General features: G+C 73.4%; 21 protein-coding genes. 9 read left to right on the top strand and 12 right to left on the bottom strand.

From position 1 onward, the window contains the following. Positions 1–6: 6 nt before the first annotated feature. Complete coding sequence (locus AB0G79_RS06670; RefSeq protein WP_360801159.1) at positions 7–1,161, bottom strand: dihydrodipicolinate synthase family protein; 1,155 nt, start codon at positions 1,159–1,161, stop codon at positions 7–9. Then, positions 1,158–2,309, bottom strand: coding sequence for a Gfo/Idh/MocA family oxidoreductase (locus tag AB0G79_RS06665; RefSeq protein ID WP_360801156.1), 1,152 nt, complete (start codon positions 2,307–2,309; stop codon positions 1,158–1,160). The genes AB0G79_RS06670 and AB0G79_RS06665 overlap by 4 nt, the downstream gene beginning before the upstream one ends. A gap of 151 nt (positions 2,310–2,460) precedes the next feature. Between AB0G79_RS06665 and AB0G79_RS06660 the strand changes: the two genes are divergently transcribed. Together AB0G79_RS06660 and AB0G79_RS06655 are read left to right on the top strand one after the other, a co-directional pair. Next, on the top strand, positions 2,461–3,507 hold the full coding sequence (locus AB0G79_RS06660; protein WP_360801153.1) for a LacI family DNA-binding transcriptional regulator: 1,047 nt from the start codon (positions 2,461–2,463) through the stop codon (positions 3,505–3,507). Positions 3,508–3,635: 128 nt separating this feature from the next. After that, positions 3,636–4,598, top strand: coding sequence for a linear amide C-N hydrolase (locus AB0G79_RS06655; protein WP_360801150.1), 963 nt, complete (start codon positions 3,636–3,638; stop codon positions 4,596–4,598). 66 nt (positions 4,599–4,664) lie between these two features. Here the strand turns inward: AB0G79_RS06655 and AB0G79_RS06650 are convergent, their stop codons facing one another. Both AB0G79_RS06650 and AB0G79_RS06645 read right to left on the bottom strand, forming a co-directional pair. Beyond that, positions 4,665–5,264: an AAA family ATPase gene (locus AB0G79_RS06650; protein WP_360801147.1), complete on the bottom strand. Its 600-nt coding sequence runs from the start codon at positions 5,262–5,264 to the stop codon at positions 4,665–4,667. 27 nt (positions 5,265–5,291) lie between these two features. Next, positions 5,292–6,209: an EamA family transporter gene (locus AB0G79_RS06645; protein ID WP_360801144.1), complete on the bottom strand. Its 918-nt coding sequence runs from the start codon at positions 6,207–6,209 to the stop codon at positions 5,292–5,294. Positions 6,210–6,300: 91 nt separating this feature from the next. Here AB0G79_RS06645 and AB0G79_RS06640 point away from each other — a divergent pair, with 91 nt between their 5' ends. Both AB0G79_RS06640 and AB0G79_RS06635 read left to right on the top strand, forming a co-directional pair. Beyond that, positions 6,301–7,212, top strand: a complete 912-nt coding sequence (locus AB0G79_RS06640) for a LysR substrate-binding domain-containing protein (RefSeq protein WP_360801141.1) — start codon at positions 6,301–6,303, stop codon at positions 7,210–7,212. Positions 7,213–7,333: 121 nt separating this feature from the next. Next, positions 7,334–9,145, top strand: a complete 1,812-nt coding sequence (locus tag AB0G79_RS06635; protein WP_360801138.1) for a glycoside hydrolase family 3 N-terminal domain-containing protein — start codon at positions 7,334–7,336, stop codon at positions 9,143–9,145. A 72-nt stretch (positions 9,146–9,217) separates the two neighbouring features. Here the strand turns inward: AB0G79_RS06635 and AB0G79_RS06630 are convergent, their stop codons facing one another. The 5 genes from AB0G79_RS06630 to speB form a co-directional block, all read right to left on the bottom strand. Beyond that, entirely contained in the window at positions 9,218–10,678 is a 1,461-nt protein-coding gene (locus AB0G79_RS06630; protein WP_360801135.1) for an aminopeptidase, read from the bottom strand. Between the two features lie 99 nt (positions 10,679–10,777). Beyond that, entirely contained in the window at positions 10,778–11,233 is a 456-nt protein-coding gene (locus AB0G79_RS06625; RefSeq protein WP_360801132.1) for a hypothetical protein, read from the bottom strand. Between the two features lie 82 nt (positions 11,234–11,315). Beyond that, complete coding sequence (locus AB0G79_RS06620) at positions 11,316–15,092, bottom strand: ABC transporter ATP-binding protein (protein ID WP_360801129.1); 3,777 nt, start codon at positions 15,090–15,092, stop codon at positions 11,316–11,318. A 130-nt stretch (positions 15,093–15,222) separates the two neighbouring features. Further along, positions 15,223–16,905, bottom strand: a complete 1,683-nt coding sequence (locus AB0G79_RS06615; protein WP_360801126.1) for a thiamine pyrophosphate-binding protein — start codon at positions 16,903–16,905, stop codon at positions 15,223–15,225. 111 nt (positions 16,906–17,016) lie between these two features. Next, positions 17,017–18,000 carry an agmatinase gene (gene speB / locus AB0G79_RS06610; RefSeq protein WP_360801123.1) on the bottom strand — a complete coding sequence of 328 codons (984 nt, stop codon included), beginning with the start codon at positions 17,998–18,000 and terminating at the stop codon, positions 17,017–17,019. A 129-nt stretch (positions 18,001–18,129) separates the two neighbouring features. Here speB and AB0G79_RS06605 point away from each other — a divergent pair, with 129 nt between their 5' ends. Beyond that, a complete protein-coding gene (locus tag AB0G79_RS06605; RefSeq protein ID WP_360801120.1) occupies positions 18,130–19,611 on the top strand; it encodes a PucR family transcriptional regulator in 1,482 nt (493 codons plus the stop codon). Here the strand turns inward: AB0G79_RS06605 and AB0G79_RS06600 are convergent. After that, the gene (locus tag AB0G79_RS06600; protein WP_360801118.1) at positions 19,605–20,210 is read right to left on the bottom strand and encodes a hypothetical protein; all 606 of its coding nucleotides are present in this window, start codon (positions 20,208–20,210) and stop codon (positions 19,605–19,607) included. The genes AB0G79_RS06605 and AB0G79_RS06600 overlap by 7 nt on opposite strands. A 178-nt stretch (positions 20,211–20,388) precedes the next feature. Here AB0G79_RS06600 and AB0G79_RS06595 point away from each other — a divergent pair, with 178 nt between their 5' ends. From AB0G79_RS06595 to AB0G79_RS06580, 4 genes are all read left to right on the top strand, one after another. Further along, positions 20,389–21,483 (top strand): helix-turn-helix transcriptional regulator, encoded by a 1,095-nt coding sequence (locus AB0G79_RS06595; RefSeq protein WP_360801115.1) that lies wholly within the window; start codon positions 20,389–20,391, stop codon positions 21,481–21,483. Positions 21,484–21,565: 82 nt separating this feature from the next. Beyond that, positions 21,566–22,723, top strand: coding sequence for an acyl-CoA dehydrogenase family protein (locus tag AB0G79_RS06590; protein WP_360801112.1), 1,158 nt, complete (start codon positions 21,566–21,568; stop codon positions 22,721–22,723). Further along, entirely contained in the window at positions 22,724–23,593 is an 870-nt protein-coding gene (locus AB0G79_RS06585) for an acyl-CoA thioesterase II (RefSeq protein WP_360801109.1), read from the top strand. It begins immediately after the preceding gene. Positions 23,594–23,616: 23 nt separating this feature from the next. Then, positions 23,617–24,591, top strand: coding sequence for a cation diffusion facilitator family transporter (locus AB0G79_RS06580; protein WP_360801106.1), 975 nt, complete (start codon positions 23,617–23,619; stop codon positions 24,589–24,591). Between the two features lie 29 nt (positions 24,592–24,620). Here AB0G79_RS06580 and AB0G79_RS06575 read toward each other — a convergent pair whose 3' ends face one another. Next, positions 24,621–25,394: a phosphatase gene (locus AB0G79_RS06575; RefSeq protein WP_360801103.1), complete on the bottom strand. Its 774-nt coding sequence runs from the start codon at positions 25,392–25,394 to the stop codon at positions 24,621–24,623. Positions 25,395–25,463: 69 nt separating this feature from the next. Continuing rightward, positions 25,464–26,048 (bottom strand): TetR/AcrR family transcriptional regulator, encoded by a 585-nt coding sequence (locus AB0G79_RS06570; protein ID WP_360801100.1) that lies wholly within the window; start codon positions 26,046–26,048, stop codon positions 25,464–25,466. Between the last annotated feature and the right edge of the window lie 17 nt (positions 26,049–26,065).

Here is a 26,065-nt window from a genome sequence, read left to right as displayed (position 1 = left end):
CGAGGTTCACTGGTCGACTCCGTGGAGCGAGAGCAGGGTGCGCATGCGGGCCTCGGCCAGCGCCGGGTCCGGGAACAGGCCCAGGCCGTCCGCCCGTTCGTACGCCGTCGCCAGGTGCGGCAGCGAGCGGGCGGACTGGAGGCCGCCGACCATCGTGAAGTGCGTCTGGTGGCCCGCGAGCCAGGCGAGGAGGACCACGCCCGTCTTGTAGAAGCGGGTCGGCGGCTGGAAGAGGTGGCGGGAGAGGGCGACGGTGGGGTCGAGGAGTTTGCGGAAGCCCTCCGTGTCGCCCGTGTCGAGGGTGCGGACCGCCTCCGCCGCGAGCGGCGCCAGGGGGTCGAAGATCCCGAGCAGGGCGTGGCTGAAGCCCTGTTCGTCGCCCGCGATCAGCTCCGGGTAGTGGAAGTCGTCGCCCGTGTAGCAGCGGACGCCCTCCGGGAGGCGGCGGCGGAGCTCGACCTCGCGCCGGGCGTCCAGGAGGGAGATCTTGATGCCGTCGACCTTGTCGGGGTGGGCCGCGATGACGTCGAGGAAGGTCTCCGTCGCCGCGTCCAGGTCCGCCGAGCCCCAGTAGCCGTCGAGCGCCGGGTCGAACATCGGGCCCAGCCAGTGCAGGATGACCGGCTCGCCCGCCTGGCGGAGCAGGTGCCCGTACAGGTCGAGGTAGTCCTCCGGGCCGACCGCCTCGGCGGCGAGCGCGCGGGAGGCCATGAGGATGGCCCGCGCGCCGGACTCCTCGACGACGGCGAGCTGTTCCTCGTACGCGGCGCGGATCTCGGGGAGGGTGGCGGAGCCGGTGAGCTGGTCGGTGCCGACGCCGCAGGCGATCAGGCCGCCGACGGCCTTCGCCTCGGCGCCCGAGCGGCGGATCAGCTCCGCCGCGCCCGCCCAGTCGAGGCCCATCCCGCGCTGCGCGGTGTCCATCGCCTCCGCGACGCCGAGGCCGTGGGACCAGAGGTGGCGGCGGAAGGCGAGGGTGGCGTCCCAGTCGACGGCGGCGGGCGAGTCCGGGCTCGTGTCGGCGTACGGGTCGGCGACGACGTGCGCGGCGGAGAAGACCGTACGGGAGGTCAGCGGGCCGGTCGCGGCGAGCGCGAGCGGCTCCGTACGCGGGGTGTACGCGCGCGTGGAGCCGTCCGGGAGCGGCAGGCGCAGCGTCACAGGGCCACCTCCGGGACGTCGAGGCGGCGGCCCTCGGCGGCGGACCGCAGGCCGAGCTCGGCGAGCTGGACGCCCCGCGCGCCGGCGAGGAGGTCCCAGTGGTACGGCTCGTCGAGCGCGACGTGCCGCAGGAAGAGCTCCCACTGCGCCTTGAAGCCGTTGTCGAACTCGGCGTTGTCGGGGACCTCCTGCCACTGGTCGCGGAAGGACTCGGTGACGGGGATGTCGGGGTTCCAGACGGGCTTGGGGGTGGCCGAGCGGTGCTGGACGCGGCAGCCGCGCAGGCCGGCGACGGCGGAGCCGTGGGTGCCGTCGACCTGGAACTCGACGAGCTCGTCGCGGTTGACGCGGACGGTCCAGGAGGAGTTGATCTGGGCGATCGCGCCGCCCTCCAGCTGGAAGATGCCGTAGGCGGCGTCGTCGGCGGTGGCGGCGTACGGCTTGCCCTGCTCGTCCCAGCGCTGCGGAACGTGCGTGGCGACGTGTGCGGAGACGCTCGTGACGCGGCCGAAGAGCTCGTGGAGCACGTACTCCCAGTGCGGGAACATGTCGACGACGATGCCGCCGCCGTCCTCGGCGCGGTAGTTCCAGCTGGGGCGCTGGGCGTCCTGCCAGTCGCCCTCGAAGACCCAGTAGCCGAACTCGCCCCGGATCGACAGGATCTCGCCGAAGAAGCCGCCGTCGATGAGGCGCTTGAGCTTGAGCAGGCCCGGGAGGAACAGCTTGTCCTGGACGACGCCGTGCTTGACGCCCTTGTCGGCGGCGCGGCGGGCCAGGTCGAGGGCGCCGGCGAGGTCGGCGGCGGTGGGCTTCTCGGTGTAGAGGTGCTTTCCGGCGTCGATGGCCTTGGTGAGGGCGTCGACGCGGGCTGAGGTGACCTGGGCGTCGAAGTAGACGTCGATCGTGTCGTCGGCGAGGACGGCGTCGAGGTCGGTGGACCACTCGGTGAGGCCGTGGCGCTCGGCGAGGGCGCGCAGGGCGTGCTCGCGGCGGCCGACGAGGACGGGCTCGGGCCAGAGGGTCTCGCCGTTGCCGAGGTCGAGGCCGCCCTGCTCGCGCAGGGCGAGGATCGAGCGGACGAGGTGCTGGCGGTAGCCCATGCGTCCGGTGACGCCGTTCATGGCGATGCGGACCGTCCTGCGTGTCACGGAGGGTTCCTCTCCTCGGGGTGCCGCGCTCTCGGCGGAAGTCGACGGAAGCCGACAGGACCCGACAGAAGTCGAAAGAAAGCGCTTTCTATGGAGGATGACGCTAGCCTGCCGACATCGCCGTCGACAAGGCCCTGGAGGTACGCACGCGATGACCGTCACCCTGGCCGACGTGGCCGCACGCGCTCAGGTCTCCCCCGCGACCGTCTCCCGCGTCCTGAACGGCAACTACCCGGTCGCCGCCTCCACCCGCGAGCGGGTCCTCCGCGCCGTCGACGAGCTCGACTACGTCCTCAACGGGCCCGCGAGCTCGCTCGCCGCCGCGACGTCCGACCTGGTCGGCGTGCTGGTCAACGACATCGCCGACCCCTTCTTCGGGATCATGGCGAGCGCGGCGCAGAGCGCGATCGGGGAGAGCGCGTCGGGGCGCGGCGGGGGCGAGAAGCTCGCCGTCGTCTGCAACACGGGCGGCTCCCCCGCGCGCGAGCTCACCTACCTCACGCTGCTCCAGCGTCAGCGGGCCGCGGCCGTGATCCTCATGGGCGGCTCCCTGGAGGACCCGGAGCACCTGGCGGCGACGGCGGCCAAGCTCGCCAAGCTCGCGGAGGCGGGGACGCGGGTCGTCCTGTGCGGGCGGCCGCCCGCACCGGGCGACGCGCACGCGGCGGCGCTCGTCTTCGACAACCGCGCGGGCGCGCGGCGCCTGACCGAGCACCTGCTCGGACTCGGGCACCGGCGGATCGGTTACGCGGCCGGGCCCGCCGACCGCACGACGACCCGACACCGCCTGGAGGGCCACCGCGAGGCGCTCGCGGCGGCGGGCGTCACCGAGGGGCCGACGGTCCACGGCCCGTACGACCGCCGCGCCGGCTACGAGGCGACGGTCGAGCTCCTCGCCCGGGACCCGGAGGTGACGGCCGTCGTCGCCGCGAACGACACGGTCGCCCTCGGCGTCAGCGCGGCGCTCCGCGAGCGCGGCCTGTCCGTACCGGGGGACGTCTCGGTGGCGGGCTTCGACGACCTCCCGTTCTCGGTGGACGCGGTGCCGGCCCTGACGACCGTCCACCTGCCGCTGCACGAGGCGGGGATCCGCGCGGGCCGCCTGGCCATGGGCGCGGAGCAGCCTCCGGCGGGCGGCCTGGAGACGGTGGCGGCGGAACTGGTGGTACGGGGGTCCACGGCGGGGCCGCGGGGGTAGGAGCCGGCGAGTACCCGGCCCTCCCCTCGATGGGCGCGAGGTCGTCGTGAGGACGGACGGCTTCCCGCGCTGCGGGGACTGAGCGCGTCACGCCCTTCGTCCGGGTTTCACCCGATTAGCCTGGCCGCATGTGCACACGTGTCATGTGGCGGGCCGCCGGGCAGCCGGTGGTCGTCGGTCGCAATATGGACTGGAAGCAGAGCCTCGGGACCAACCTGTGGGTGCTGCCGCGAGGGGTCGAGCGGGTCGGGGTCGACGGGGAGAACCCCCTGCGGTGGACCGCCGCGTACGGGAGCGTCGTCGCCACCGCGTACGACGCCGCCACGACCGACGGGGTCAACGAGCGCGGACTCGGGGCGCACCTGCTGTGGCTGGCCGAGTCGGAGTTCGGCGAGCGGGACACCGGGCTGCCCGCGCTGAGCGTCTCGATGTGGACCCAGTACGTCCTGGACCGGTTCGCGACCGTCGCCGAGGCCGTCGCCTCGATGGAAGCGGAACCCTTCCAGGTGCGGCCGCAGGGCGACGAGCGCTCCGGGACGTGGAGCACCGTCCACCTCGCGATCGAGGACGCGGGCGGGGACTCGGCGATCGTCGAGTTCCTCGACGGGAAGCCGCGTATCCACCATGACCCGGCCTACGCCGTCATGACCAACTCCCCGCCCTTCGACGAGCAGTTGGAGCACCTGAAGCGGTACGAGGGGTTCGGCGGCGAGCTGCCGCTGCCCGGGACGACCCAGGCCGCCGACCGCTTCGTCCGCGCCTCCTACTACCTCGACCGGCTGCCGCCCGCCGAGACCCCGGCGCACGCCTACGCGGCGCTGCTCAGCGTCATGCGGAACGCCGCCCAGCCCTTCGGCACGCCCGATCCGGCCCGGCCGAACATCTCGGCCACCATCTGGCGCACCCTCGCGGACCTGACGAACGGGGTGTACGGCTTCGAGTCCTCGTACTCCCCCGACATCGTCTGGACCCGGCTCGACGCGGTCGACTTCGACCGGGCGGCCCGGCTCGACCTCTCCGCGGAGGGGCTGGTCGGCGACGTCAGCGGCCGCTACGAGGCGGCCGAGCCGTTCGCCTTCGAGTCCGCTTAGGGCGTGTGCCGGGCGCCGCCGGGCAGGCGCCACTGTCGACACACCCCCTAGGGCCCGTCCGGCGGATCAGGGCCGGACAGGGCCGGTGTCCGCCCGGCCGGCGTCCGCGTAGGCCCCCAGGCCCGTCGCCGCGAGGACCGCGTCCACGGTCTGCTCGACGGTCTGCTCCGCGTTGTCGATCCAGACGGCCTGGTCCGAGAGTTCGGCGCGCATGGCCTCGTCGAGGAACGCCCAGTTCGTCGTGAGCTTCTTGTGGCGGGCGTTGTTCCGCTCCCACGCCTTGTCCGGACCAGGGGCCAGGATGACGACGTGGAGCGGGACCGCCTTCAGGTGGGCGCGGTAGAAGTCCAGGTGGGAGCGGCGGACGACGACGTCGTCGAAGACCGGCAGGAAGCCCGCCGTCGCGAAGCTGTCCGCGAGGAGGCAGCCGTTGCGGGCGCGCAGCAGGATCTGCCGGTCCGCCTCCGGGTCGCCGTCCGGGTTCGGCCAGTGGCAGCCCTGGACGATCAGCTCCTGGAGGTGGTCGATCTCGATGTGCGCGGCCCGCGTGAACCGGGCGGAGAGCGCCGCCGCGACGGTGGACTTGCCGCTTCCCGGGATTCCGGCCAGCAGGAGGGCGCCGGGGGCGGGTTCGGCACTGTCGACGACGATGTTCTCGAAGGTCATACGGGGTGGATCCTCTTGCCGTGACGGTTACGGACGATCATGCGCGGGCGCCACCGTAACCCGGGGCACGTCCGCCGTCGACCGGTTAACCGCCCTGCCCGGGAGGGACGTCAGCGCCACTCCCCCGACGAGGAGCGCGGCGGCGCACCACCGGAGCGGGCTCACGCCCTCGCCCAGGAAGAGCGCCGCCGAGGACATCCCGAAGACGGGGACGAGGAGGGAGAAGGGGGCGACGGAGGAGGCGGGGTGGCGGCGGAGGAGCCATCCCCAGGCGCCGAAGCCGAAGACGGTCGTGATCCAGGCGACGTAGACGATGACGCCGACGCCCGTCCAGTCGAGTCCGCGCAGGGCGGCGAGGTCGCGGTCCGGGCCCTCCAGGAGGAGGGAGAGGGCGAGGAGCGGGAGGACGGGGACGACGCTGACCCAGACCATGAAGTTGAGCGCGTCGGGCGGGGCGGCCTTGCGGGTGAGGACGTTGGAGACGCCCCAGCAGGCCGCCGCCGCGATCACGAGGGCGAAGCCGGCGAGCGGTCCCGAGCCGCCCTCGTCGACGGCGGCGACCCCGATGCCGGCGAGGGCGACGGCCATGCCGGCGAGCTTGCGGGGGCCGGGGCGTTCGCCGAGGGCGACGACGGCGAAGAGGGCGGTGAAGACGGCCTGGACCTGGAGGACGAGGGAGGAGAGTCCGGCCGGGGCGCCGAGGTCCATGCCGGTGAAGAGCAGTCCGAACTTCGCGACGCCGAGGACGAGTCCGACGCCGACGATCCACTTCCACGCCACCGTGGGGCGGCCGACGAGGAAGACGGCCGGCAGGGCGGCGGCGAGGAAGCGGAGGGCGGAGAAGAGCAGCGGCGGGAAGTGGTCGAGGCCGATCTCGATGACGACGAAGTTCACTCCCCAGACCGCGGCGACGAGCGCGGCGAGGGCGATGTGGGACGGGCGCATGGCATCGAGCATGACCGCCGGTGACCGTGTAGCACCAGCACGGGTTCCTTCATGATGGGATGAAGCAACGCTTCATCGAAGAGGAGCTTCCGTGCTCGATCTCGGCCGCCTCCGCGCCCTCCACGCCGTCGCCGTCCACGGCAGCGTCGGCGCCGCCGCCACCGCCCTCGGCTACACCCCGTCCGCCGTCTCCCAGCAGATCGCGAAGCTGGAACGGGAGACCCGGACGACGCTGGTCGAGCGCAGCGGACGCGGCGTCCGGCTCACCGACGAGGCCCATCAACTTGCTTCCACAGCACAGGAGTTGCTCGCACTGGTCGAGCAGGCCGAGGTGCGGCTGGAGGAACGGCGCGGGCGCCCCGCCGGGCGGCTCGCGATCGGCTGCTTCGCGAGCGCGGCACGCGGACTCATGCCCCGGGCGCTCGCCGAGCTCGCCCGCCTCCACCCCGACCTCGACGCCCGCCTCTCCGAGGTCGATCCGCACCTCTCGGTCGACCTGGTCGCGCGGGGCGTGATCGACGTGGCCGTGGCGCACGACTGGGACATCGCCCCGCTGCCGACCCCGCCGGGCGTCGAGCGGGCCGTCATCGGCGACGACCGGTGCGACATCCTCGTCCACCGCGACCACCCCCTCGCCGCACGGGAGTCGGTGCGCCGGGAGGAGCTGGCGGCCGAGCGGTGGATCTCGCAGCCGCCGGGGACGGTCTGCCACGACTGGCTCACGCGCACGCTGCGGGCGACGGGCTTCGAGCCGCTGATCACCCACCAGGCGGAGGAGAACCACACCCAGGTCGCGCTGGTCGCGGCCGGTCTCGGCATCGCGCTCGTCCCGCGCCTGGGGCGGGGCGCGCTGCCGCCGGAGGTGACGCCGGTGCGGCTCGACCCGGTGCCGACGCGGCGGTTGCACGCCATGTGGCGGACGGGTGCGGCGCGGCGGCCGGCGATCCGGGAGACGGTCCGTACGCTCCAGGAGCTCTGGCCCGCGATCGCCTCCGCCACGTAGGGAGTGCGCGGGCGATTCCTGCGCACATCCTTGACCTGGCAGTTATTTTCCGGATATCCGTGACCCCTTGGAAGTTTCCTTCAGCCCCACCTCACCCACTCGCACGGCCGGAAGGAGCACCATGCAACGACGCACCCTTCTCACGGTGACCGCAGCCGCAGCCGCCGCGGCGGTCACCGGGGCAGTCGCCCCCTCGGCCCGCGCCGACCAGGACCGCCCGCAGGACGACCGGCTCCGGCGGATCATCGACGGGATGTCCCTGGAGGAGAAGGTCGGCCAACTGTTCGTCATGCGGGTGTACGGGCATTCCGCGACGGCACCCGACCAGGCCGACATCGACGCCAACCTCAGGGAGATCGGCGTCCGCACCGCCGCCGAGCTCGTCGAGCGGTACCGCGTCGGCGGGATCATCTACTTCGCCTGGGCCCACAACACCCGCGACCCGCACCAGATCGCCGAGCTCTCCAACGGCATCCAGCGCGCCGCGCTCGCCCAGCCGACGCCCCTGCCGGTGCTCATCTCCACGGACCAGGAGCACGGCATCGTCTGCCGCGTCGGCGAGCCCGCGACGCTGCTTCCCGGCGCGATGGCCCTCGGCGCGGGAGGTGCGCACGCGGACGCCCGCAACGCCGCCCGGATCGCGGGCACCGAGCTCGCCGCCGTCGGCATCCGGCAGAACTACGCCCCCGTCGCCGACGTCAACGTCAACCCGGCCAACCCGGTCATCGGCGTCCGCTCCTTCGGCTCCGACCCGAAGGCCGTCGCCGGACTCGTCGCCGCCCAGGTCAAGGGGTACCAGCGGGCCGGGGTCGCGGCCACGTCCAAGCACTTCCCCGGCCACGGCGACACCGCCGTCGACAGCCACTACGGCCTGCCGACCATCACCCACACCCGCGAGCAGTGGGCCGCGCTCGACGCCCCGCCGTTCGTCTCGGCGATCGCGGCCGGCATCGACTCGATCATGACCGCGCACATCGTCGTCCCCGCGCTCGACCCCAGCGAGGACCCGGCCACCCTCTCCCGGCCCATCCTCACCGGCATCCTGCGGGAACAGCTGGGCTACGACGGAGTGGTGGTCACCGACGCGCTCGGCATGGAGGGCGTGCGCACCAAGTACGGCGACGCGCGCGTCCCCGTCCTCGCGCTCAAGGCCGGCGTGGACCAGCTGCTCAACCCGCCCAGCATCGACGTCGCCTGGAACGCGGTCCTCCGGGCCGTCAAGGACGGCGAGCTCACCGAGGAGCGGCTCGACGCCTCGGTCCTGCGCGTCCTGCGCCTCAAGGCGAAGCTCGGGCTCTTCCGGCAGCCGTACGTGAACCCGGCCGGCGTCGACCGCGCGGTCGGCACCCCGGCCCACCTCGCCGAGGCCGACCGGATCGCCGAGCGCACGACCACGCTGCTCCTCAACGAGGGCGGCTTCCTGCCGGTCTCCCCCGCCTCCCACGGCTCCGTCCTCGTCGTCGGCGCCGACCCGGCCTCGCCGTCCGGCACCACCGGGCCGCCCACCACCACCCTCGCGGGCGCCCTCACCGAGCTCGGCTTCTCCGCCACCGCGCTCTCCACGGGCATCACGCCGACCGCCGCGAGGATCGACGAGGCGGTCGCGGCGTCGGCGGGGAAGGACCTCGTCGTCGTGGGCACGTACAACGTCTCCGCGACCAGCCCGCAGCGCACCCTCGTCGCCCGGCTCGTCGCCACCGGCGTGCCCGTCGTGACGATCGCCATCCGGAACCCGTACGACATCGCCCGGATCGGCGGCCAGCGGGCCACCCTCGCCAGCTACTCCTGGACCGACGTCGAACTCCGCGCCGCCGTCCGGGTCCTGGCCGGCCGCGCCCGGCCGCTCGGCAGCCTGCCGGTCCCGATACAGAGCGCGGACGACCCGGACCGGGTGCTCTACCCGGTGGGTCACGGCCTGTCGTACGACGAGTAGCGCGGCCGGGGGACGAAGGTGCCCGGCGTCGTCCTCACGGACGGCCGCCGGGCACCTGTCGTGCGGAAGGGGTTACGGCCGCAGGCCGTGGCCCCGCTCCACGTCCTCGTCGACCTTCTTGTCGATCCGGGCGTCGAAGCGCGCCAGCGGCTCCGCCGCCTGGACCGTCGGGGCGGACAGGCCGGCCCACTCCAGGATGCGGGCGGTGGCCGCGTCACGCTCGGCCGGGACGAGACCGGCGACGTTGGCGCCGTGGTTCATGCCCGGGGCGGTGTAGACGTAGCTGTCGCGCGCGCCCTTGTCGACGCGGAACGGCTCGGCGCCCCACGGGTCGTTCTGGCCGTAGACGAAGAGCATGTGGTGCGCGTTCTTGCGGACCCAGTCGTCGACGTCCCGCATGACCTGCGGCTGGAACTTCATCGGGATGTCGCCCGGGACGAAGTTGCGCGGCGGCTGGTAGCCGTAGCGGCTCAGGCCGTCCAGGTGCGGCTGCTGGATGGTGGGCGCGCCCAGCTGGGTGCCCGCCTGGTAGTAGTACGGCGTGTAGTACTCGAGGCCCTGGTCGGTGTAGGCGGACCAGCCGGAGTACGCGTCGATCGTGTCGTAGACGACGTCGTCGGTCGCGGTCGCCGCGTCCGGGATCTCGGAGCAGACGCTCTCGCCGTAGTACTGCCAGAAGCCCCACACGAAGTCGAGGACGACGGCCTCGTACGCGCGGTCGAGGGAGCCGATCGTGTTGAAGGTCGCGCCCTCGGACTCGGCCCACGCCTTGTACTTCTTCTCCAGCGGCTCGCGGCGGACGAGCGCCTCGCGCTGCATGGCGTTGAGCCGGTCGCGGCACTCCTCGGTGCCGACGTTCTCGAAGAACCGGTCGTAGGCCGAGTCCTCCTTGTTCACCACGTCGTTCGGGGCGACGTAGGCGACGACGCCGTCCATGTCACGCGGGTAGAAGCGCTCGTAGTACGTGGCGGTCATGCCGCCCTTCGAGCCGCCCGTGGACAGCCAGTTCTTGCCGTAGATCGTCTTCAGCGCCTGGTAGATGCGGTGCTGGTCGCTGGCCGCCTGCCAGATGTCGAGCTTCGACCAGTCGGCCGGCTGCGGGCGGGACGGCGTGAAGAAGCGGTACTCCATGGATATCTGGTTGCCGTCGACGATCCGCGTCGGCTCGGCGCGGCTGGGCGTGGTGCTCAGTCCGTAGCCGCTGGTGCGGAAGACGTTCGGGCGCCCGGTGTCCTTGTGCAGGACCGAGAGCCGCTGCTTGAACGTGCCCTGCCAGGGGCGCCGGTGGTCGATCGGCTGCTCGTACTCCAGGACGAAGAAGCGGTAACCGGCGTACGGCTTCTCCTCGATCAGGCTCATCCCGGGGATCGCCAGGATGCGGTCCTTGATGTCCGCGCTCTGCGCCTCCGCGGACTGCGCGTCGGCGACGGCCGTGGCGTCGGTCTCCGTGTCCGCGGCGGTGGCCACGCCCGTGGAGCCGACGGTGCCTATCAGCACCGAAAGCGACACCAGCCATCTGAGCGACTTGCGCATGCGTCCTCCCCTTGGTTCACAACGGTGACGCGAACCTAGCGGGGGCACCGTGCGGACCGCCAGAGCAAAACGCTCCTTACCTTTGGACTTTCCTGTGCTTCAGCAGAGGATCCAGACGGTGGACTTGCCCTTGCCGGAGACCGAACCGTACGCGCGGACGCAGCGGTTGAGCGCGTGGACCGTGACGGGGCCCGCCTGCCGGGTGAACTTGCCGGACCGAACGGCGGCCCGGCCGCCGCGCGGCTGGAGCGACACCGTCATGGGGCGGCGGGCGGCGGGACCCTTGGCGACGGTCGTGGCGCAGGCGTAGTGGCGGGTCCGGTAGAGGCGCAGCTCGCCGGTGGCGAAGGTGTACGTCCTGGCGGGGCGGCCCTGGCAGACGGAGGCGGCCTCGGCGGTGCCGGCTCCGGGGCCGATGCCGGCGGCGCCGCCGGAGCCGAGTCCGGGCAGCGGGACGAGGAGCAGGGCGAGGGCTGCGAGGAGGGGGCCGAGGACACGGGCGAGCAGCCGGCGGCGGAGGCGGTGCGGCGGTGCGTCAGGCGTGTCCTTGGGCATGGGCCCCTCCCGGGCGTGTCGATGCGTCGTACGGGCGTACGACGCACGAGCACCCGGAATGGTTGCCTCCGGGCCGGTGGGGTCAGACCCGCTCCGGCTCCGCCTCCTCGCTCCCGGTCTCCTCCGCCTCGCCGATGAACGTGCTCCACAGCGCCGCGTACCGCCCGCCCAGGGCGAGCAGCTCGTCGTGCGTGCCGTCCTCCGCGACCCGCCCGTGGTCCATGACCACGACCCGGTCCGCGCGCGAGGCCGTCGTCAGACGGTGGGCGACGACGAGGGTCGTACGACGGCCGGCGAGCCGCTCGGTGGCCTGGTTGACCTGCGCCTCGGTGGCGAGGTCGAGGGCCGCCGTGGCCTCGTCGAGGAGCAGGACGTCCGGGTCGACGAGCTCGGCGCGGGCGAGCGCGATGAGCTGCCGCTGACCGGCGGACAGGTTCCGGCCGCGCTCGGCGACCTCGTGGAGGTAGCCGCCGTCGAGGGTGGCGATCATGTCGTGGGCGCCGACCGCGCGGGCCGCCGCCTCCACCTCGGCGTCGCTCGCGCCCGGACGGCCGTACGCGATGGCGTCGCGGACCGTCCCGGGGAAGAGGTACGCCTCCTGGGGGACGACGCCGAGCCGGTGGCGGTAGGCGGTCAGGTCGAGCTCCCGCAGGTCGGTGCCGTCCGCGGTGACCCGGCCGCCGGTCGGGTCGTAGAAGCGGGCGACCAGCTTGACCAGGGTGGACTTGCCCGCGCCGGTCTCGCCGACGAAGGCGACGGTCTGCCCGGCGGGGATCCGCAGGTCGATCCCCGTCAGCGCCTCCTCCTCGTCGCCGTACGCGAACGACACGTCCTCGAAAGCGATCTCGCCGCGCAGCTCGCGGACGTCCCTCGGCTCGGCGGCCGGCGCCGTCGAGGTCGGCTCCTGGAGGAGCTCCTGCATGCGCGTGAGGGAGACGGCGGCCTGCTGGTAGCCGTCGAAGACCTGCGAGAGCTGCTGGACGGGGGAGAAGAAGAGGTCGATGTAGAGGAGGTAGGCGACGAGCGCGCCCGTGGTGAGGGTGCCGGCCTCGATGCGGTTCGCGCCGACGATCATCACGGCGGCCGCCGCGACCGAGGAGAGCAGGGTGACGAAGGGGAAGTAGACCGAGATCAGCCACTGGCCCCGGACGCGCGCCTCGCGGTACTCGGAGCTGCGCGTGCCGAACCGCTCCACGCCCGCCCGCTCGCGGCGGAACGCCTGCACGATGCGCAGGCCGGACACGGTCTCCTGGAGGTCGGCGTTGACGACGCCGATCCGCTCGCGCGCCAGCTCGTACGCCTTCACGCTCGACCGGCGGAAGAAGTACGTGGCGACGGCGAGGACCGGCAGGGTCGCGAAGACGACCAGGGCGAGCTGGAGGTCGAGCACGAGCAGCGCGACCATGATCCCGAAGAAGGTGACGACGGAGACGAACGCGGTGACCAGGCCCGTCTGCAGGAAGGTCGAGAGCGCGTCGACGTCGGTCGTCATCCGGGTCATGATCCGGCCGGTGAGCTCGCGCTCGTAGTAGTCGAGACCGAGCCGCTGGAGCTGGGCGAAGATCTTCAGGCGCAGGGCGTAGAGGACGCGCTCGCCGGTGCGGCCGGTCATCCGGATCTCGGCGGTCTGCGCCGCCCACTGGACGAGGACGGTGAGGAGCGCGAGCGCGGAGGCCGCCCAGACGGCGCCGAGCGCGAGCCGGTTCACGCCCTCGTCGATGCCGTGCCGGATCAGGACCGGCAGCAGGAGGCCCATGCCCGCGTCGAGGGCGACGAGGCCGAGGCTGATGAGCAGCGGGAGTCCGAAGCCGCTGAGGAGGCGGCGCAGGCCGTAGGTGTCCTCGGGGGAGACCGCGCGGACCTCGTCGACGTCGGGGGTGTCGGTGGCGGGCGGCAGCGCCTCGACGGCGGCCAGCAGCTCGGGCGTGGCTCCCGGGGCGTCGCTCTCGCGGTCGGCGGCGCCGTCCTCCCGTACCCAGAGGGCCGGGGTGATGCCCCGCTCGGCGTCGAACTCGGCGTCGAGCTCGGCGCGCAGGGCGGCGTCCTCGGCACCCTCGGGGCCGTCGGCCGGGAGCGCGTGGCCGGGCGAGACGGCGCCGAGCTCGTCGGGGTCGGTGAGGAGGCGGCGGTAGAGCGCGGAGCGGGCCTCCAGTTCCTCGTGGGTGCCGATGTCGGAGAGGCGTCCCCCGTCGAGGACGGCGATGCGGTCGGCGAGGCCGAGGGTGGAGCGGCGGTGGGCGATGAGCAGGGTCGTGCGGCCCGCCATGACCGACTTCAGGGCCTCGTGGATCTCGTGCTCGACCTTGGCGTCGATCGCGGAGGTCGCGTCGTCGAGGAGGAGGAGCCGGGGGTCGGAGAGGATCGCGCGGGCGAGGGCGACGCGCTGGCGCTGGCCACCGGAGAGGGTGAGGCCGTGTTCGCCGACCTTGGTGTCGTACCCCTCGGGGAGCTCGGCGATGAAACGGTCCGCCTGCGCGGCCCGCGCCGCCGCCTCGACCTGCTCCCGGGTGGCGTCCGGGACGCCGTACGCGATGTTGGCGCGGACCGTGTCGGAGAAGAGGAAGGAGTCCTCGGGGACGAGGCCGATCGCGGCGCGCAGGGAGTCGAGGGTGAGCTCGCGGACGTCGTGGCCGCCGACGAGGACGGCGCCGTGGCCGACGTCGTAGAAGCGGGGCAGGAGGAGGGAGACGGTCGACTTGCCGGAACCGGAGGCGCCGACGAGGGCGACGGTCTCGCCGGGCCGGATGGAGAGCGAGAACCCGTCGAGGACCGGGCTGGTCTTGCCGTTGGCCCCCTCGTACCCGAACGACACGTCGTCGAACTCGACCGTCGCGGGCGCGTCGGCCGGGAGCTCCTTCGTGCCGTCCTCGATGGCCGGCTCGGTGTCGACGAGGTCGAGGACCCGCTCCACGCCCGCGCGGGCCTGCTGGCCGACGGTGAGGACCACGGCGAGCATGCGGACCGGGCCGACGAGGGAGGCCAGGTAGGCGGAGAAGGCGACGAAGGTGCCGAGCGTGATCTGTCCGCGCTGGGCGAGCCAGCCGCCGAGCGCGAGGACGACGACCTGGCCGAGGGCGGGGACGGCCTGGAGGGCGGGGGTGTACTTCGCGTTCAGCCGGATCGTCCGCAGGCGCCCGGCGAAGAGCTTCCGCCCGGCCTCGCGGATCTTGCCGGTCTCCTGGTCCTCCTGGCCGAAGCCCTTGACGACCCGGACGCCGGTGACGGCCCCGTCGACGACGCCGGCGACGGCGGCCGCCTGCTGCTGGGCGTGCCAGGTGGCGGGGTGCAGGCGGGTACGGCTGCGCTTGGCGATGAACCAGAGGGCGGGGGCGACGGCGAGCGCGACCAGCGTCAGCGGGATCGACAGCCAGGCCATGACGGCGAGCGAGATGACGAAGAGCAGGATGTTCCCGATGGTCATCGGGAGCATGAAGAGGAGGCCCTGGATGAGCTGGAGGTCGCTGGTGGCGCGGCCGATGACCTGCCCGGTCGACAGCTCGTCCTGCCGCCGCCCGTCGAGCCGGGAGATGGTCCCGTACATGTCGGTGCGGAGGTCGTGCTGGACGTCGAGGGCCAGCTTGCCGCCGTAGTAGCGGCGGATGTACGTGAGCACGTAGACGAGGACGGCTGCGCCGATGAGGAGCCCGGTCCACAGGCCGAGGTCACGGGTCTTCGTCCCGATGACGTCGTCGATGATCACCTTGGTGACGAGCGGCACGAGCGCGAGCACGGCCATGCCGACGAGCGAGGACCCGAGGGCGAGGAGGGTGTTCGCCTTGTACCGCCACGCGTACCCCGTGAGCCTGCGCGCCCACCCCTGCTGCCGTTCCGCCGCCTGTTTCTGCCCCACCGCCGCCACGAGTGGCCTCCCGTCCGTCCTGCTCTACCGGAAGCCCCAACACGGCCGACGTGCCATTTCATCCCGCGTTCACAAAGATCGGGCCGTGGTCCTAGGACCACGGCCCGCCGCGCACCTCACGGATCGGAGGTCACAGGTGGGTCGGTTCGAACATCCTCAGGAGGGCCGGGAGGACGACGACCGACGGGCCGGGGGTGGCGAGGGACTTCGCGAGGTCGGCCGCCAGGGTCTCCGGGGTGGTGCGGACGGCGGGGACCGCGAAGGACTCGGCGAGGGCGACGAAGTCGGGGCGGGTCAGCTCGGTGCCCGTGGTCGCGCCGAAGGCGTCGGTCATGTACTCGCGGAGGATGCCGTAGCCGCCGTCGTCGACGATCAGCCACGTCACGTCGAGGCCGTACTGCCTCGCCGTCGCGAGCTCGGCGATCGAGTACATCGCGCCGCCGTCGCCGGAGACCGCGAGGACCGGCTGCGAGGGGTCGGCGACGGCCGCGCCGAGGGCGGCGGGGAAGGCGTAGCCGAGGCCGCCGGCGCCCTGGGCGGAGTGCATGGTGTTCGGGTGCCGGGCGTCGAAGGCCGACCAGGCCCAGTACGACAGGATCGTCATGTCCCAGAAGCTCGGCGCCCGGGCCGGGAGCGCCTCGCGGACGGCGGCGACGACCCGCTGTTCCAGGTCGAGGCCCTGGGCGTCGATCCGCTCCCCGACCTTGCCGAGGACGGCCGCGACCCGCTCGGGGGCGGTCGGGTCCTCGCGCGGACCGACCGTCTCCAGGAGCGCCTGGAGGGCGAGGCGGGCGTCGGCGTGGATGCCGAGGGCCGGGTAGTTGGACTCCAGCTTGCCCGAGTCTGCCTCGATCTGGATCACGCGGCCGCGCGGCGCGAACGTCCGGTAGTTCGAGGACATCTCCCCGAGGCCGGAGCCGACGACGAGGAGGACGTCGGCGTCTTCGAGGAAGTCGGTGGTGTGGCGGTCCTCCAGCCAGGACTGGAGCGACAGCGGGTGGTTCCAGGGGAAGGCGCCCTTGCCGCCGAAGGTCGTGACGACGGGGGCGGAGAGGCGTTCGGCGAGCTGCCGCAGCTTGCCGGAGGCGTCGGAGCGGACGACTCCGCCGCCCGCGATGATCGCCGGACGCTCGGCGTTCGTGAGCAGGTGGGCGGCGAGCGCCGTCAGCTCGGGGCGCGGCGCGGCCTCCTCGGGCGTCGCGTCGATCGCGGTGACGACCGGCAGGATCGTCTCGGCGAGGAGCACGTCCTGCGGGATCTCCACCCAGACCGGCCCGTGCGGGGCGGTCAGGGCCGACTCCCAGGCCGCCGCGATCGCCGAGGGGATCTGGGAGGGCGTACGGACGAGGTGGACGGACTTCACGACGTCCCGGAACGAGGCCTGCTGGTCGCGGAGCTCGTGCAGGTAGCCGTGGCGCCCGCCGCCGAGCCCGGCCTCCGGGATCTGGCTGCCGATCGCGAGGACCGGCGCGGAGGCGGCGGCCGCCTCCTGGAGCGCGGCGAGCGACATGAGCGCGCCGGGGCCGGTGGAGAGCAGCAGCGGGGCCGCCTCGCCGGTGATCCGGCCGTACGCGTCGGCCGCGAAGCCCGCGTTGTTCTCGACGCGCAGCCCCACGTACCGCAGCGACGAGCGGCGCAGCGCGTCGAACATGCCGAGGGCGTGCTGACCGGGCAGACCGAAGACGGTGGTCGCCCCGAGCCCGGCGAGGGTCTCGACGACGAGGTCGCCGCCGATGCGGCCGGGCGGCGGGTTCAGGGCCGCCTCGGTCTGGGCGGCGGTGGGCCGGAGCACCAGGTCGTGGTCGTGGGTCATGAGGTCCCTCGGGGCGTGGCTCGGCGGGCGGACGGGCGGGAGGGCCGGGTCCCTGTGCGGTGGGTCCCGGCCCTCCCGAGGCTACTTCGCGGCTCGCGCGGGGTGAGAGGCCTACTTCGCCTCGGCGGCGCGGCCCGCCGCGATCTGGCGGCTCATGATCGTCGTCAGCTCGTACGCGGTGTGCGAGGCGGCGACGGCGGTGATCTCGGCGTGGTCGTAGGCCGGGGCGACCTCGACGACGTCGGCGGAGACCAGGTTGCAGGAGGACAGGCCGCGCAGGATCTCCAGGAGCTCGCGCGAGGTCATGCCGCCGGCCTCGGGGGTGCCGGTGCCGGGCGCGTGGGCCGGGTCGAGGCAGTCGATGTCGATCGAGATGTACAGCGGGCGGTCGCCGATGCGCTGGCGCAGCTGGTCGGCGACCTCGTCGGCGCCGCGGCGGTAGATGTCGGCCGAGGTTACGATGCCGAAGCCCATCTTCTCGTCGTCGGTGAGGTCCTGCTTGCCGTACAGCGGGCCGCGCGTACCGACGTGGGAGAGCGCCTCGGTGTCGAGGATGCCCTCCTCGACGGCCCGGCGGAACGGCGTGCCGTGGGTGTACTCGGCGCCGAAGTAGGTGTCCCAGGTGTCGAGGTGCGCGTCGAAGTGGAGCAGGGCGACCGGGCCGTGCTTCTTGGCGACGGAGCGCAGCAGCGGCAGCGCGATGGTGTGGTCGCCGCCGAGGGTCATCATGCGGGCGCCGGTGCCGAGGATCTCGTCGGCGGCGGCCTCGACCGTCTCGACGGCCTCGTTGATGTTGAACGGGTTCGCGGCGATGTCACCGGCGTCGGCGACCTGCGCGAGGGCGAACGGGGAGGCGTCCTGCGCCGGGTTGTACGGGCGGAGCAGACGGGAGGCCTCGCGGATGGCGTTGCCGCCGAAGCGGGCGCCGGGGCGGTAGGAGACGCCGCTGTCGAAGGGGACGCCGACCACGGCGATGTCGGCGGTGCCGACCTCGTCGAGCCGCGGCAGACGGGCGAACGTCGCGGGACCGGCGTACCGCGGGACGCGGGACGAGTCGATCGGGCCGCGCGGGGTGTTCTGGTCGCTGCTGCTCATGGCCGGGGCCTCCTGGGGGTGGGTGGGGGTGTCCGAGGATCGCTTCGCGCTCGACGGTAAGTGCCACGAAAGGGGCGGAGAAGTGGACACTTCATCCACTGTACGAGCGAGGGGTGTACGAATGGACCCATGTCGACGTCCCCCACGGAACCGGCCGCCGCTCCCCCGGCGCCCCCGGTCCCCCTCTCCGCGCTCCTCCACCGCCCCGACCTCGGCCTCCGGCTGCTCGCCGGGCCCGAGGACGCGCCGCTGCACTGGGTGCACACCTCGGAGATGGCCGACCCGTACCCGTACCTCCTCGGCGGCGAGCTGCTCCTGACCGCCGGCGTGCAGCTCACCGAACCCGCTCGGTTCGTGGAGCGGGTGGTGGAGGCGGGAGCGGCGGCGCTCGGCTTCGGGGTGACGCCGGTGTACGACACGGTCCCGGCGGAGCTGGTCGAGGCGTGCGAGCGGCACGGCCTGCCGCTCGTGGAGGTACCGCCGCGGACCCCGTTCACGGCCGTGGCCCGCGCGCTGTGGCGGCTGATGGCCGAGGCCAGGACGCGCGAGCTGCGGCGGGTGACGGAGGCCCAGCAGGCCCTGGCTCGGGCGGCGGCCCGGCCCGCGCCGGTCCCGGCGGTGCTCGGCGCGCTCGCGTCCCGGCTCGGCGGGCGGGCGGTGCTCTTCGACCCGGACGGCGCGGTGTCCCTCGCGGCCGGCCGGGAGATCCCCGCCGAGGCGGCACGGGCCCTGCGCGACCTCGCGGGGGTCGTCGGCGAGGCCACGACGCGGGCGCCCGCGTCGGCGAGCGGCGACGGCGGCGGGCTGCGGCTCGCCGCGTACGCGCTCGGCGGCGGGGAGGGCCTCGCGCTCGGCGTGGCGACGGAGCGGCTCGCCCCCGGCGACCACACCGTCGCGGGCGTCGCGGTGGTCCTGCTCTCCCTGCTGACCGCCCCCCATCGGGGCGCGGACGCGACGGTACGGGAAGGGGCCCTGGTCCGGCTCCTCCTGGGCGCGCCCCCGGCGGAGGCCGCGGCCGCGCTCGGAGCCGGCCCGTGGACGGTGGTCCACGCCCGGGGCGGCGACGGCACCCCGTTCGCGGCGGCGAGCCTGGCGGCGGCGCTGGGGACGGCGCTGGTGGACACGGGCTCGGACGCCGCCGGCCGGGGCACGGGCCCCGTCGGCCCGGTCCTGCGGCTGTTGCTGGCCTCCGGCGGTGAGGTCGTCGCTCCGCCCGGCTGGACGCTCGGGGTCTCCGCACCCGTCGAGGCCGCCGAGCTGCCCGCCGCCGACGCGCAGGCCGGGCGGGCGCTGCGGCGGGCCGAGGCCACCCGGGTGCCCCTGGTCCGGCACCGGCCGGGCGGCCTCGACGCCCTGGTGGACGGGGACGAGGCCGCCGCGTACGCCCGTGCCCTCCTCGCCCCGCTCACCGAACCGCTCGCCGAGACCCTCCGGGTCTGGCTCTCGCTGCACGGCGGCTGGGACCGGACGGCGGCGGCGCTGGACGTCCACCGCAACACCGTCCGGCAGCGGATCGTCCGCTGCGCCTCGCTCCTCGACCGGGACCTCGACGACCCCGACGTACGGATGGAGCTGTGGTTCGCGCTGCGCCGGTGGGCAGCGCGTCAGTAGAGCTTGTTGACGGCCGTCTTCGTCGTCGTCCGGAAGGCGGTCAGCGGGGCGTCGGCGAGGTCGCCCATCTGGCCCCAGCGGACGAGGGTGACCGTGCGGCCGTCGCGGCCGACGGCGAAGAGGTGGATGTCGGTGTTGCCGATCTGCGGGTCGGCGGTGTCCAGGCTGTAGACCCAGGCGCCCTCCTCGACGGCGATGCTGCCGTGGGAGGCGCTGACGGCCTTCAGGCCCGGGTTCTGCTGCTCAAGGAGAGGACCGCAGCCGGCGAGGGCCTTGCGCAGGGTGTCGACCAGCTTCACCGCGTCGGCCTCGGTGCGGGCGACGGTGGTGACCTGGACGCCGTTGGTGTCGAGCTCGGTGCTGAACTCGCGGTAGCGGGTGTTCTGCGCCGGGATCTTGTACGGGGCGCAGAGGACGCCGCCGTTCTCCGGGACGCCGGCGAAGATCGCGGTGGCGGTCCACGGCGTCGACGACGGCGGCATCTGGGAGGCGGAGAGGAAGGCCGGCAGTGCGGCGGCCTGCGCCGGGGCGGTGGCGAGGGCCGCGAGGCCGAGGGCGGCGGCGGCCGCGGTGGCGAGTGCGGTGCGGAGCTTGTTCATGGTGGTGGATCCCCCGTGGGTCGTTCGGTCGGTGCGTCAGTGCGTCTGCGCTCCACCAGCGTCGGGCCGTCGTCCGCCCCCCGCAACGGTGACGCGCCCGCGCTCCGTCCCGGAACCATTCCACCCCTGCTGACGTGCAAGGACGTGAAGGGTGGGACGCCGGGCCGAGGGGGACGACATGCCGAAGGACGCCGCCGTCGAGGAGTTCGCGCGGCTCGTGCGCGCGCTGAAGGCGCGGGACGGGCGGAGTTACGAGGCGCTGGGCCGGCGCCTGGGCGTCAGCGCGTCCACCCTCCACCGCTACTGCTCCGGCGCGACCGTCCCGGAGGGGTTCGCCGTGGTCGACCGCCTCGCCGTGCTGTGCGGGGCGGACGCGGAGGAGCGGCGGGCCCTGGAGGCGGCCTGGACCCGCGCGGACGCCGCCCGCCGCCCTCCGGTGCCGGAATCGGCACCAGAACCGGCACCCGTGCACGCGCGCGTGCCGCGCCTCCCGTCCGCGTGGCGGAGGCTTCGTTGGGGCCGGGCGGGCCTGGTCGGCGGGGCGCTGGCGGTCGTGGGGGCGGTGACCCTCGGAGCCGTACTCCTGCCCGGGAAGACCCGGGAGCGGACCGCCGCACCGCCGCCGCCACCCCCACCGCCACTGACGTGGACGGTCTCCTCGTCCCTCTGGAAGTACGGGTGCGGGCACACCTACCTCGTGGAGCGGACGCCCCCTCCCCCGCCGGAGGCCGCCGACGCGCGGAGCTGGGCGACGGCGCAGGGGGCCGTGGACGGCGGGGAGACGCTGGTGCGGGTGTCGGTGCAGGGGAAGAGCGCGGCGGCCGTGGTGCTCCAGTCGCTGCACGTGCGCGTGGTGGAGCGGTCCGCGCCGCTGCCGTGGGCGGCGTACCGGACGGACGACGGGTGCGGCGGGGCAGTGACGCCGCGCCTCTTCGAGGTGGACCTGGACCGGCCGCGGCCCGTGGCGCGGGCGGTGGACGGCTACGACGCCTCCGGGGAGGAGGGCCGGACGCTCCCGGCGGTCTCCTTCCCGTACGTGGTCAACGCGGCCGAACCGGAGGAGCTGCTCGTGTCGGCGGGGGCGACGGGGTGCGACTGCCGCTGGTTCCTGGAGCTGGAGTGGAGCTCGGAGGGGCGTCGGGGCACGGTCCGGATCGGGGACGAGGACGGCCTCCCCTTCCGCACGAGCGGGGCGGGTGGGCGGCCCGTCCACCGGTACGACTCCGAGGGACGGGCCTGGATCACAGGCGAGGAGTCTGGACAGAGGGGTTGACCGGTCGGTAACTTCGTATCCACAACCCTGAGCAAGCGCTTAGACAATTTGGGCCCGCCCCGCACACCGGAGGAGTCGTACCGTGCGCCGTACCGTATTCAACGAGGACCACGAGGCGTTCCGGGAGACCATCCGCGCCTTCATCGAGGCCGAGGTCGTCCCCGTCTACGACGAGTGGTTCGCGGCGGGCCAGGCGCCCCGCGAGTTCTACGACAAGCTCGGCGAGCTGGGCATCTTCGGCATCAACGTGCCCGAGGAGTTCGGCGGCGCGGGCCTGGACACCCACAAGTTCGAGGCCGTCCTCTACGAGGAGACCTCGCGCGCGGGCGTCCAGTTCGGCGGCTCCGGCGTGCACGTGCTGCTCGCCCTCCCGTACATCAAGATGCTCGCCACCGACGACCAGAAGAAGCGCTTCCTGCCGAAGTTCGTCACCGGCGAGGAGATGTGGGCCCTCGCGATGACCGAGCCGGGCACCGGCTCCGACGTCGCGGGCATGAAGACCACCGCCAAGCTCTCCGAGGACGGCACGCACTACGTCCTCAACGGCGCCAAGACCTTCATCACCGGTGGCGTCCACGCCGACCGCGTGATCGTCTGCGCCCGCACCTCCGCCCCCTCGGCCGAGGACCGCCGCTTCGGCATCTCCCTCTTCGCCGTGGACACCAAGTCCGAGGGCTACTCGATCGGCCGCAAGCTCGACAAGCTCGGCCTGCGCACCTCCGACACCGCCGAGCTCGCGTTCGTCGACGTCAAGGTCCCCGTCGAGGACCTCCTCGGCGAGGAGGGCAAGGGCTTCTCGTACCTCGGCCACAACCTCGCCTCCGAGCGCTGGGGCATCGCCTTCGGCGCCTACGCGCAGGCCAAGGCCGCCGTCCGCTTCGCCCAGCAGTACGTCACGGACCGCACGGTCTTCGGCAAGCCGGTCGCCTCGTTCCAGAACACCAAGTTCGAGCTGGCCGCCTGCCAGGCCGAGGTGGACGCGGCCGAGGCCGTCGCCGACCGCGCCCTGGAGGCCCTCGACGCGGGCGAGCTGACCCCGGCCGAGGCCGCGAGCGCCAAGCTCTTCTGCACCGAGGTCGCGCACCGCGTCATCGACCGCTGCCTCCAGCTGCACGGCGGATACGGCTACATGAACGAGTACCCGATCGCCCGCCTGTACGCCGACAACCGCGTCAACCGCATCTACGGCGGCACCAGCGAGATCATGAAGTCGATCATCGCCAAGAGCATGGGCCTCTAAGTGCCCGCTGCACCTTCGGCACTGGATGACCTGCTCGACCTGCTCGACCTGGAGCGGATCGAGCAGGACATCTTCCGGGGCGCGTCCCGTGCCTCGATCGTCCCCCGCGTCTTCGGCGGCCAGGTGGCCGCCCAGGCGCTGGTGGCGGCCGGGCGCACGGTCCCGGAGGACCGGCTCGCGCACTCGCTCCACGCGTACTTCCTGCGGCCCGGGGACCCGGGCGCGCCGATCGTCTACACGGTCGACCGCATCCGCGACGGCCGTTCCTTCACCACCCGCCGGGTCGTCGCCGTCCAGCACGGCCACCCGATCTTCCACCTCTCCGCCTCCTTCCAGGCGTACGAGGAGGGGCTCGACCACCAGGTCGGCATGCCGTCCGCGCCGGACCCCGAGTCCCTGCCGACGGCCGCCGAGATGCTTCCCCGGCACCTGCCGAAGGAGGTCGCGAACCGTCTCGTCGAGGCGCGGGCCGCGGTCGACCTGCGGTACGCCGACACGCCGCCGTGGGGTTCGGTCGGGGAGCCGCGCGAGCCGCGGTCGCAGGTGTGGTTCCGCACCAACGGCAAGCTCGCCGACGAGCACCTGCTGCACGTCTGCCTGGCCACGTACGTCTCCGACATGACGCTGCTCGACTCCGTCCTTCTCGCGCACGGGCGCGGCGGCTGGGCCGTGGGGGACGTCGTCGGCGCCTCGCTCGACCACGCGATGTGGTTCCACCGGCCCTTCCGGGCCGACGAATGGCTCCTCTACGACCAGGAGTCGCCCTCCGCCTCCGCCGGGCGCGGCCTCGGCCAGGCCAGGATCTGGACGCAGGACGGGAAGCTCGCGATCTCCGTGATTCAGGAGGGTGTCGTTCGCGTGCCGCGCTGATGATCGGACATACCGTCCGATACATGGCGGAACACGGCGGCGCGGGCGCCCCCACGGAGAACAAGGGCAACAGCGAGAGCACCTTCACGGTGATCGTGGCGGCGGCGGCGAACCTCGGGATCGCCGTCGCCAAGGCCGTCGCCGGCGTCATCAGCGGATCGAGCGCGATGCTCTCCGAGGCCGCCCACTCGGTCGCCGACACGGTCACCGAGTTCATGCTGCTCACCGCGCTGAAGCGCAGCGAGAAGCCGGCCGACGAGGACCATCCCCTCGGGTACGGCGGCGAGCGGTACGTCTGGGCGATGCTCGCCGCGGTCGCGACCTTCGTCGGCGGCGCGGTCTTCGCCTTCTACGACGGCATCCACACGCTCGTCCACGGCGAGGAGCTCGGCGACCCCACGATCTCGTACGTCGTCCTCGGGATCTCGTTCCTCCTGGAGGGGTACTCCCTCCGGACCGCGGTCAGGCAGACCAGGGGCGAGGCCGAGCGGATGAAGGCCCCCTTCGCCACGTACCTCCGCCTCACCCCCGACACCACGACCAAGGCCGTCGTCATGGAGGACTCGGCGGCCCTCGCCGGCCTCATGCTCGCGGCCGGCGGCCTCCTCGGCGGGCAGATCACCGGCTCCGGCGTCTGGGACGGCGTCGCCTCGATCCTCATCGGCTGCCTGCTCGTCTACGTGGCCTGGGTCCTCGGCCGCTCCAACGCGCAGCTGCTCATCGGCCGCCCGCTGCCGAAGCCCCTGCGCCGGGCGGTCCGCGAGCAGCTGCTCACGGTCCCGCACGTGGTCGACGTCATGGAACTGACGACCCTCATCCAGGGGCCCGACGAGGTCCTCGTCGCCGCGAAGATCGACTTCCGGGACATGGCGTCGGCCGAGCAGATCGAGTGGGCCTGCGAGGATGCCGAGAAGCGGCTCCGCGAGCGGTTCCCGGCGGTCCGGCACGTCTACCTGGACCCGACGCCGGGCCTGACGCAGCGGCCGCCGGACCTGTGAGGGCCGGCTTCGCGAGCGCCCGCGAAGGCTCAGGCGAGGCCGGCCGCCGCCAGCGTGTACGCGGTCATCGGCTCGTAGAACCGGGGGTCGACGACGTGGTCGTCGAGCGGGACGGTGACCTGCATGGTCCCCTCCTGCTCGCCGATGAAGAGGGCGGGGTCGTTGCAGTCCGCGTACCCGACGGAGTCGATCCCGCGCTGCCCCGCGCGGCCCGCCCAGCCGTGGTCCGCGACGACGAGGTCCGGCCGCCCGTCCTCGCCGAGCGCGTCGAGGATCGCGTTCATCGGCTCCGGGGAGTGGGTGTGCCACAGGGTCGCGCCGCGCTCGAAGACGGCGACGTCGGCGAACTGGACGACGTACCCCTCGTCGGCGACGAGCCCGCCGGGGATCCTGACGACGTCGCAGCCCCGGGCGCGCAGCGCGCCGGCGATCCGGCTGTGGACGTCGACGAGGGAGCCCGGGTGGCCGGTCGCGAAGAGGACCCGCTCGCGGCCGGCGGCGGCCTTGCGGAGCCGGGCGGCGAGCCGGTCGAGGCCGTCGACGGTCAGCTCCGGGTCGATGGTGTCCTGGCCGACGCGGTGGGCGGGGTCGTCGACGACGCCGCAGCGCTCGGCCATGACGGCGAGGACGTCCTGCTCGTCGGTCCAGCGGTCGCCGAGCTCCAGGCCGAACCAGTAGTGCCGGTCGCCGTTGGCGAGCCTTCTGTAGTGCGCGAGGTTGTTGTCGCGCGGGGTGGCGACGTCTCCCGCGATCCGGGTGCGGACGAGGTGCTCGACGAGGGCGGCGCGGCTGAGTATCGGCATGGGGTTCATTCTGTCGGAGGGCCGGGCGGTACGGGGAACCCGTTCCGTCTGGCGGGACCGGCGCCCGGCTCAGGCCGAGGCGAGCGCGCCGAAGGCTCCGTGGGCGAGCCGTCGCAGCAGTTCCTCCATCTCGCGGCGGTCGAGCGCCGCGAGGTGCGGGGTCGAGTTCAGGAGGCCGAAGACCGCGTGGACGGCGGTCCGCGCCTCGTCCTCGGGCGAGGCCGGGTACAGCTCCCGCACGACCGTCACCCACAGCTCGGCGTACCGGCGCTGGAGCCGCCGGACCCGCTTGCGGTCCTCCTCCTTGAGCCGGTCGAGCTCGCGGTCGTGGAGGGTGATCAGCGGCCGGTCGTCGAGGGCGAAGTCGATGTGCCCGTCGACGAGGGAGGCGAGGACGGCCTCGGGGGCGCCGGAGGCCTTCTCGACCCGGACGCGTCCGCCGTCGAGGAGGCGCTCGCTGATGCCGACGAGGAGTTCGGCGAGCATCGCGTCCTTGCCGGCGAAGTGCCGGTAGAGCCCGGGGCCGCTGATCCCGACGGCCGCCCCGATCTCGTCGACGCCGACCCCGTGGAAGCCGCGCTCGGCGAACAGGCGGGCGGCCTCCTTGAGGATCTGCTCGCGTCGGGTCGGGGCGCTCGTGGGGCTCGTGGTCATGGATTCGATTCTAGACA

The organism is Streptomyces sp. NPDC020807, from assembly GCF_040641575.1.
GTDB lineage: Bacteria > Actinomycetota > Actinomycetes > Streptomycetales > Streptomycetaceae > Streptomyces.
This window is presented reverse-complemented; position numbering and strand designations above follow the sequence as displayed.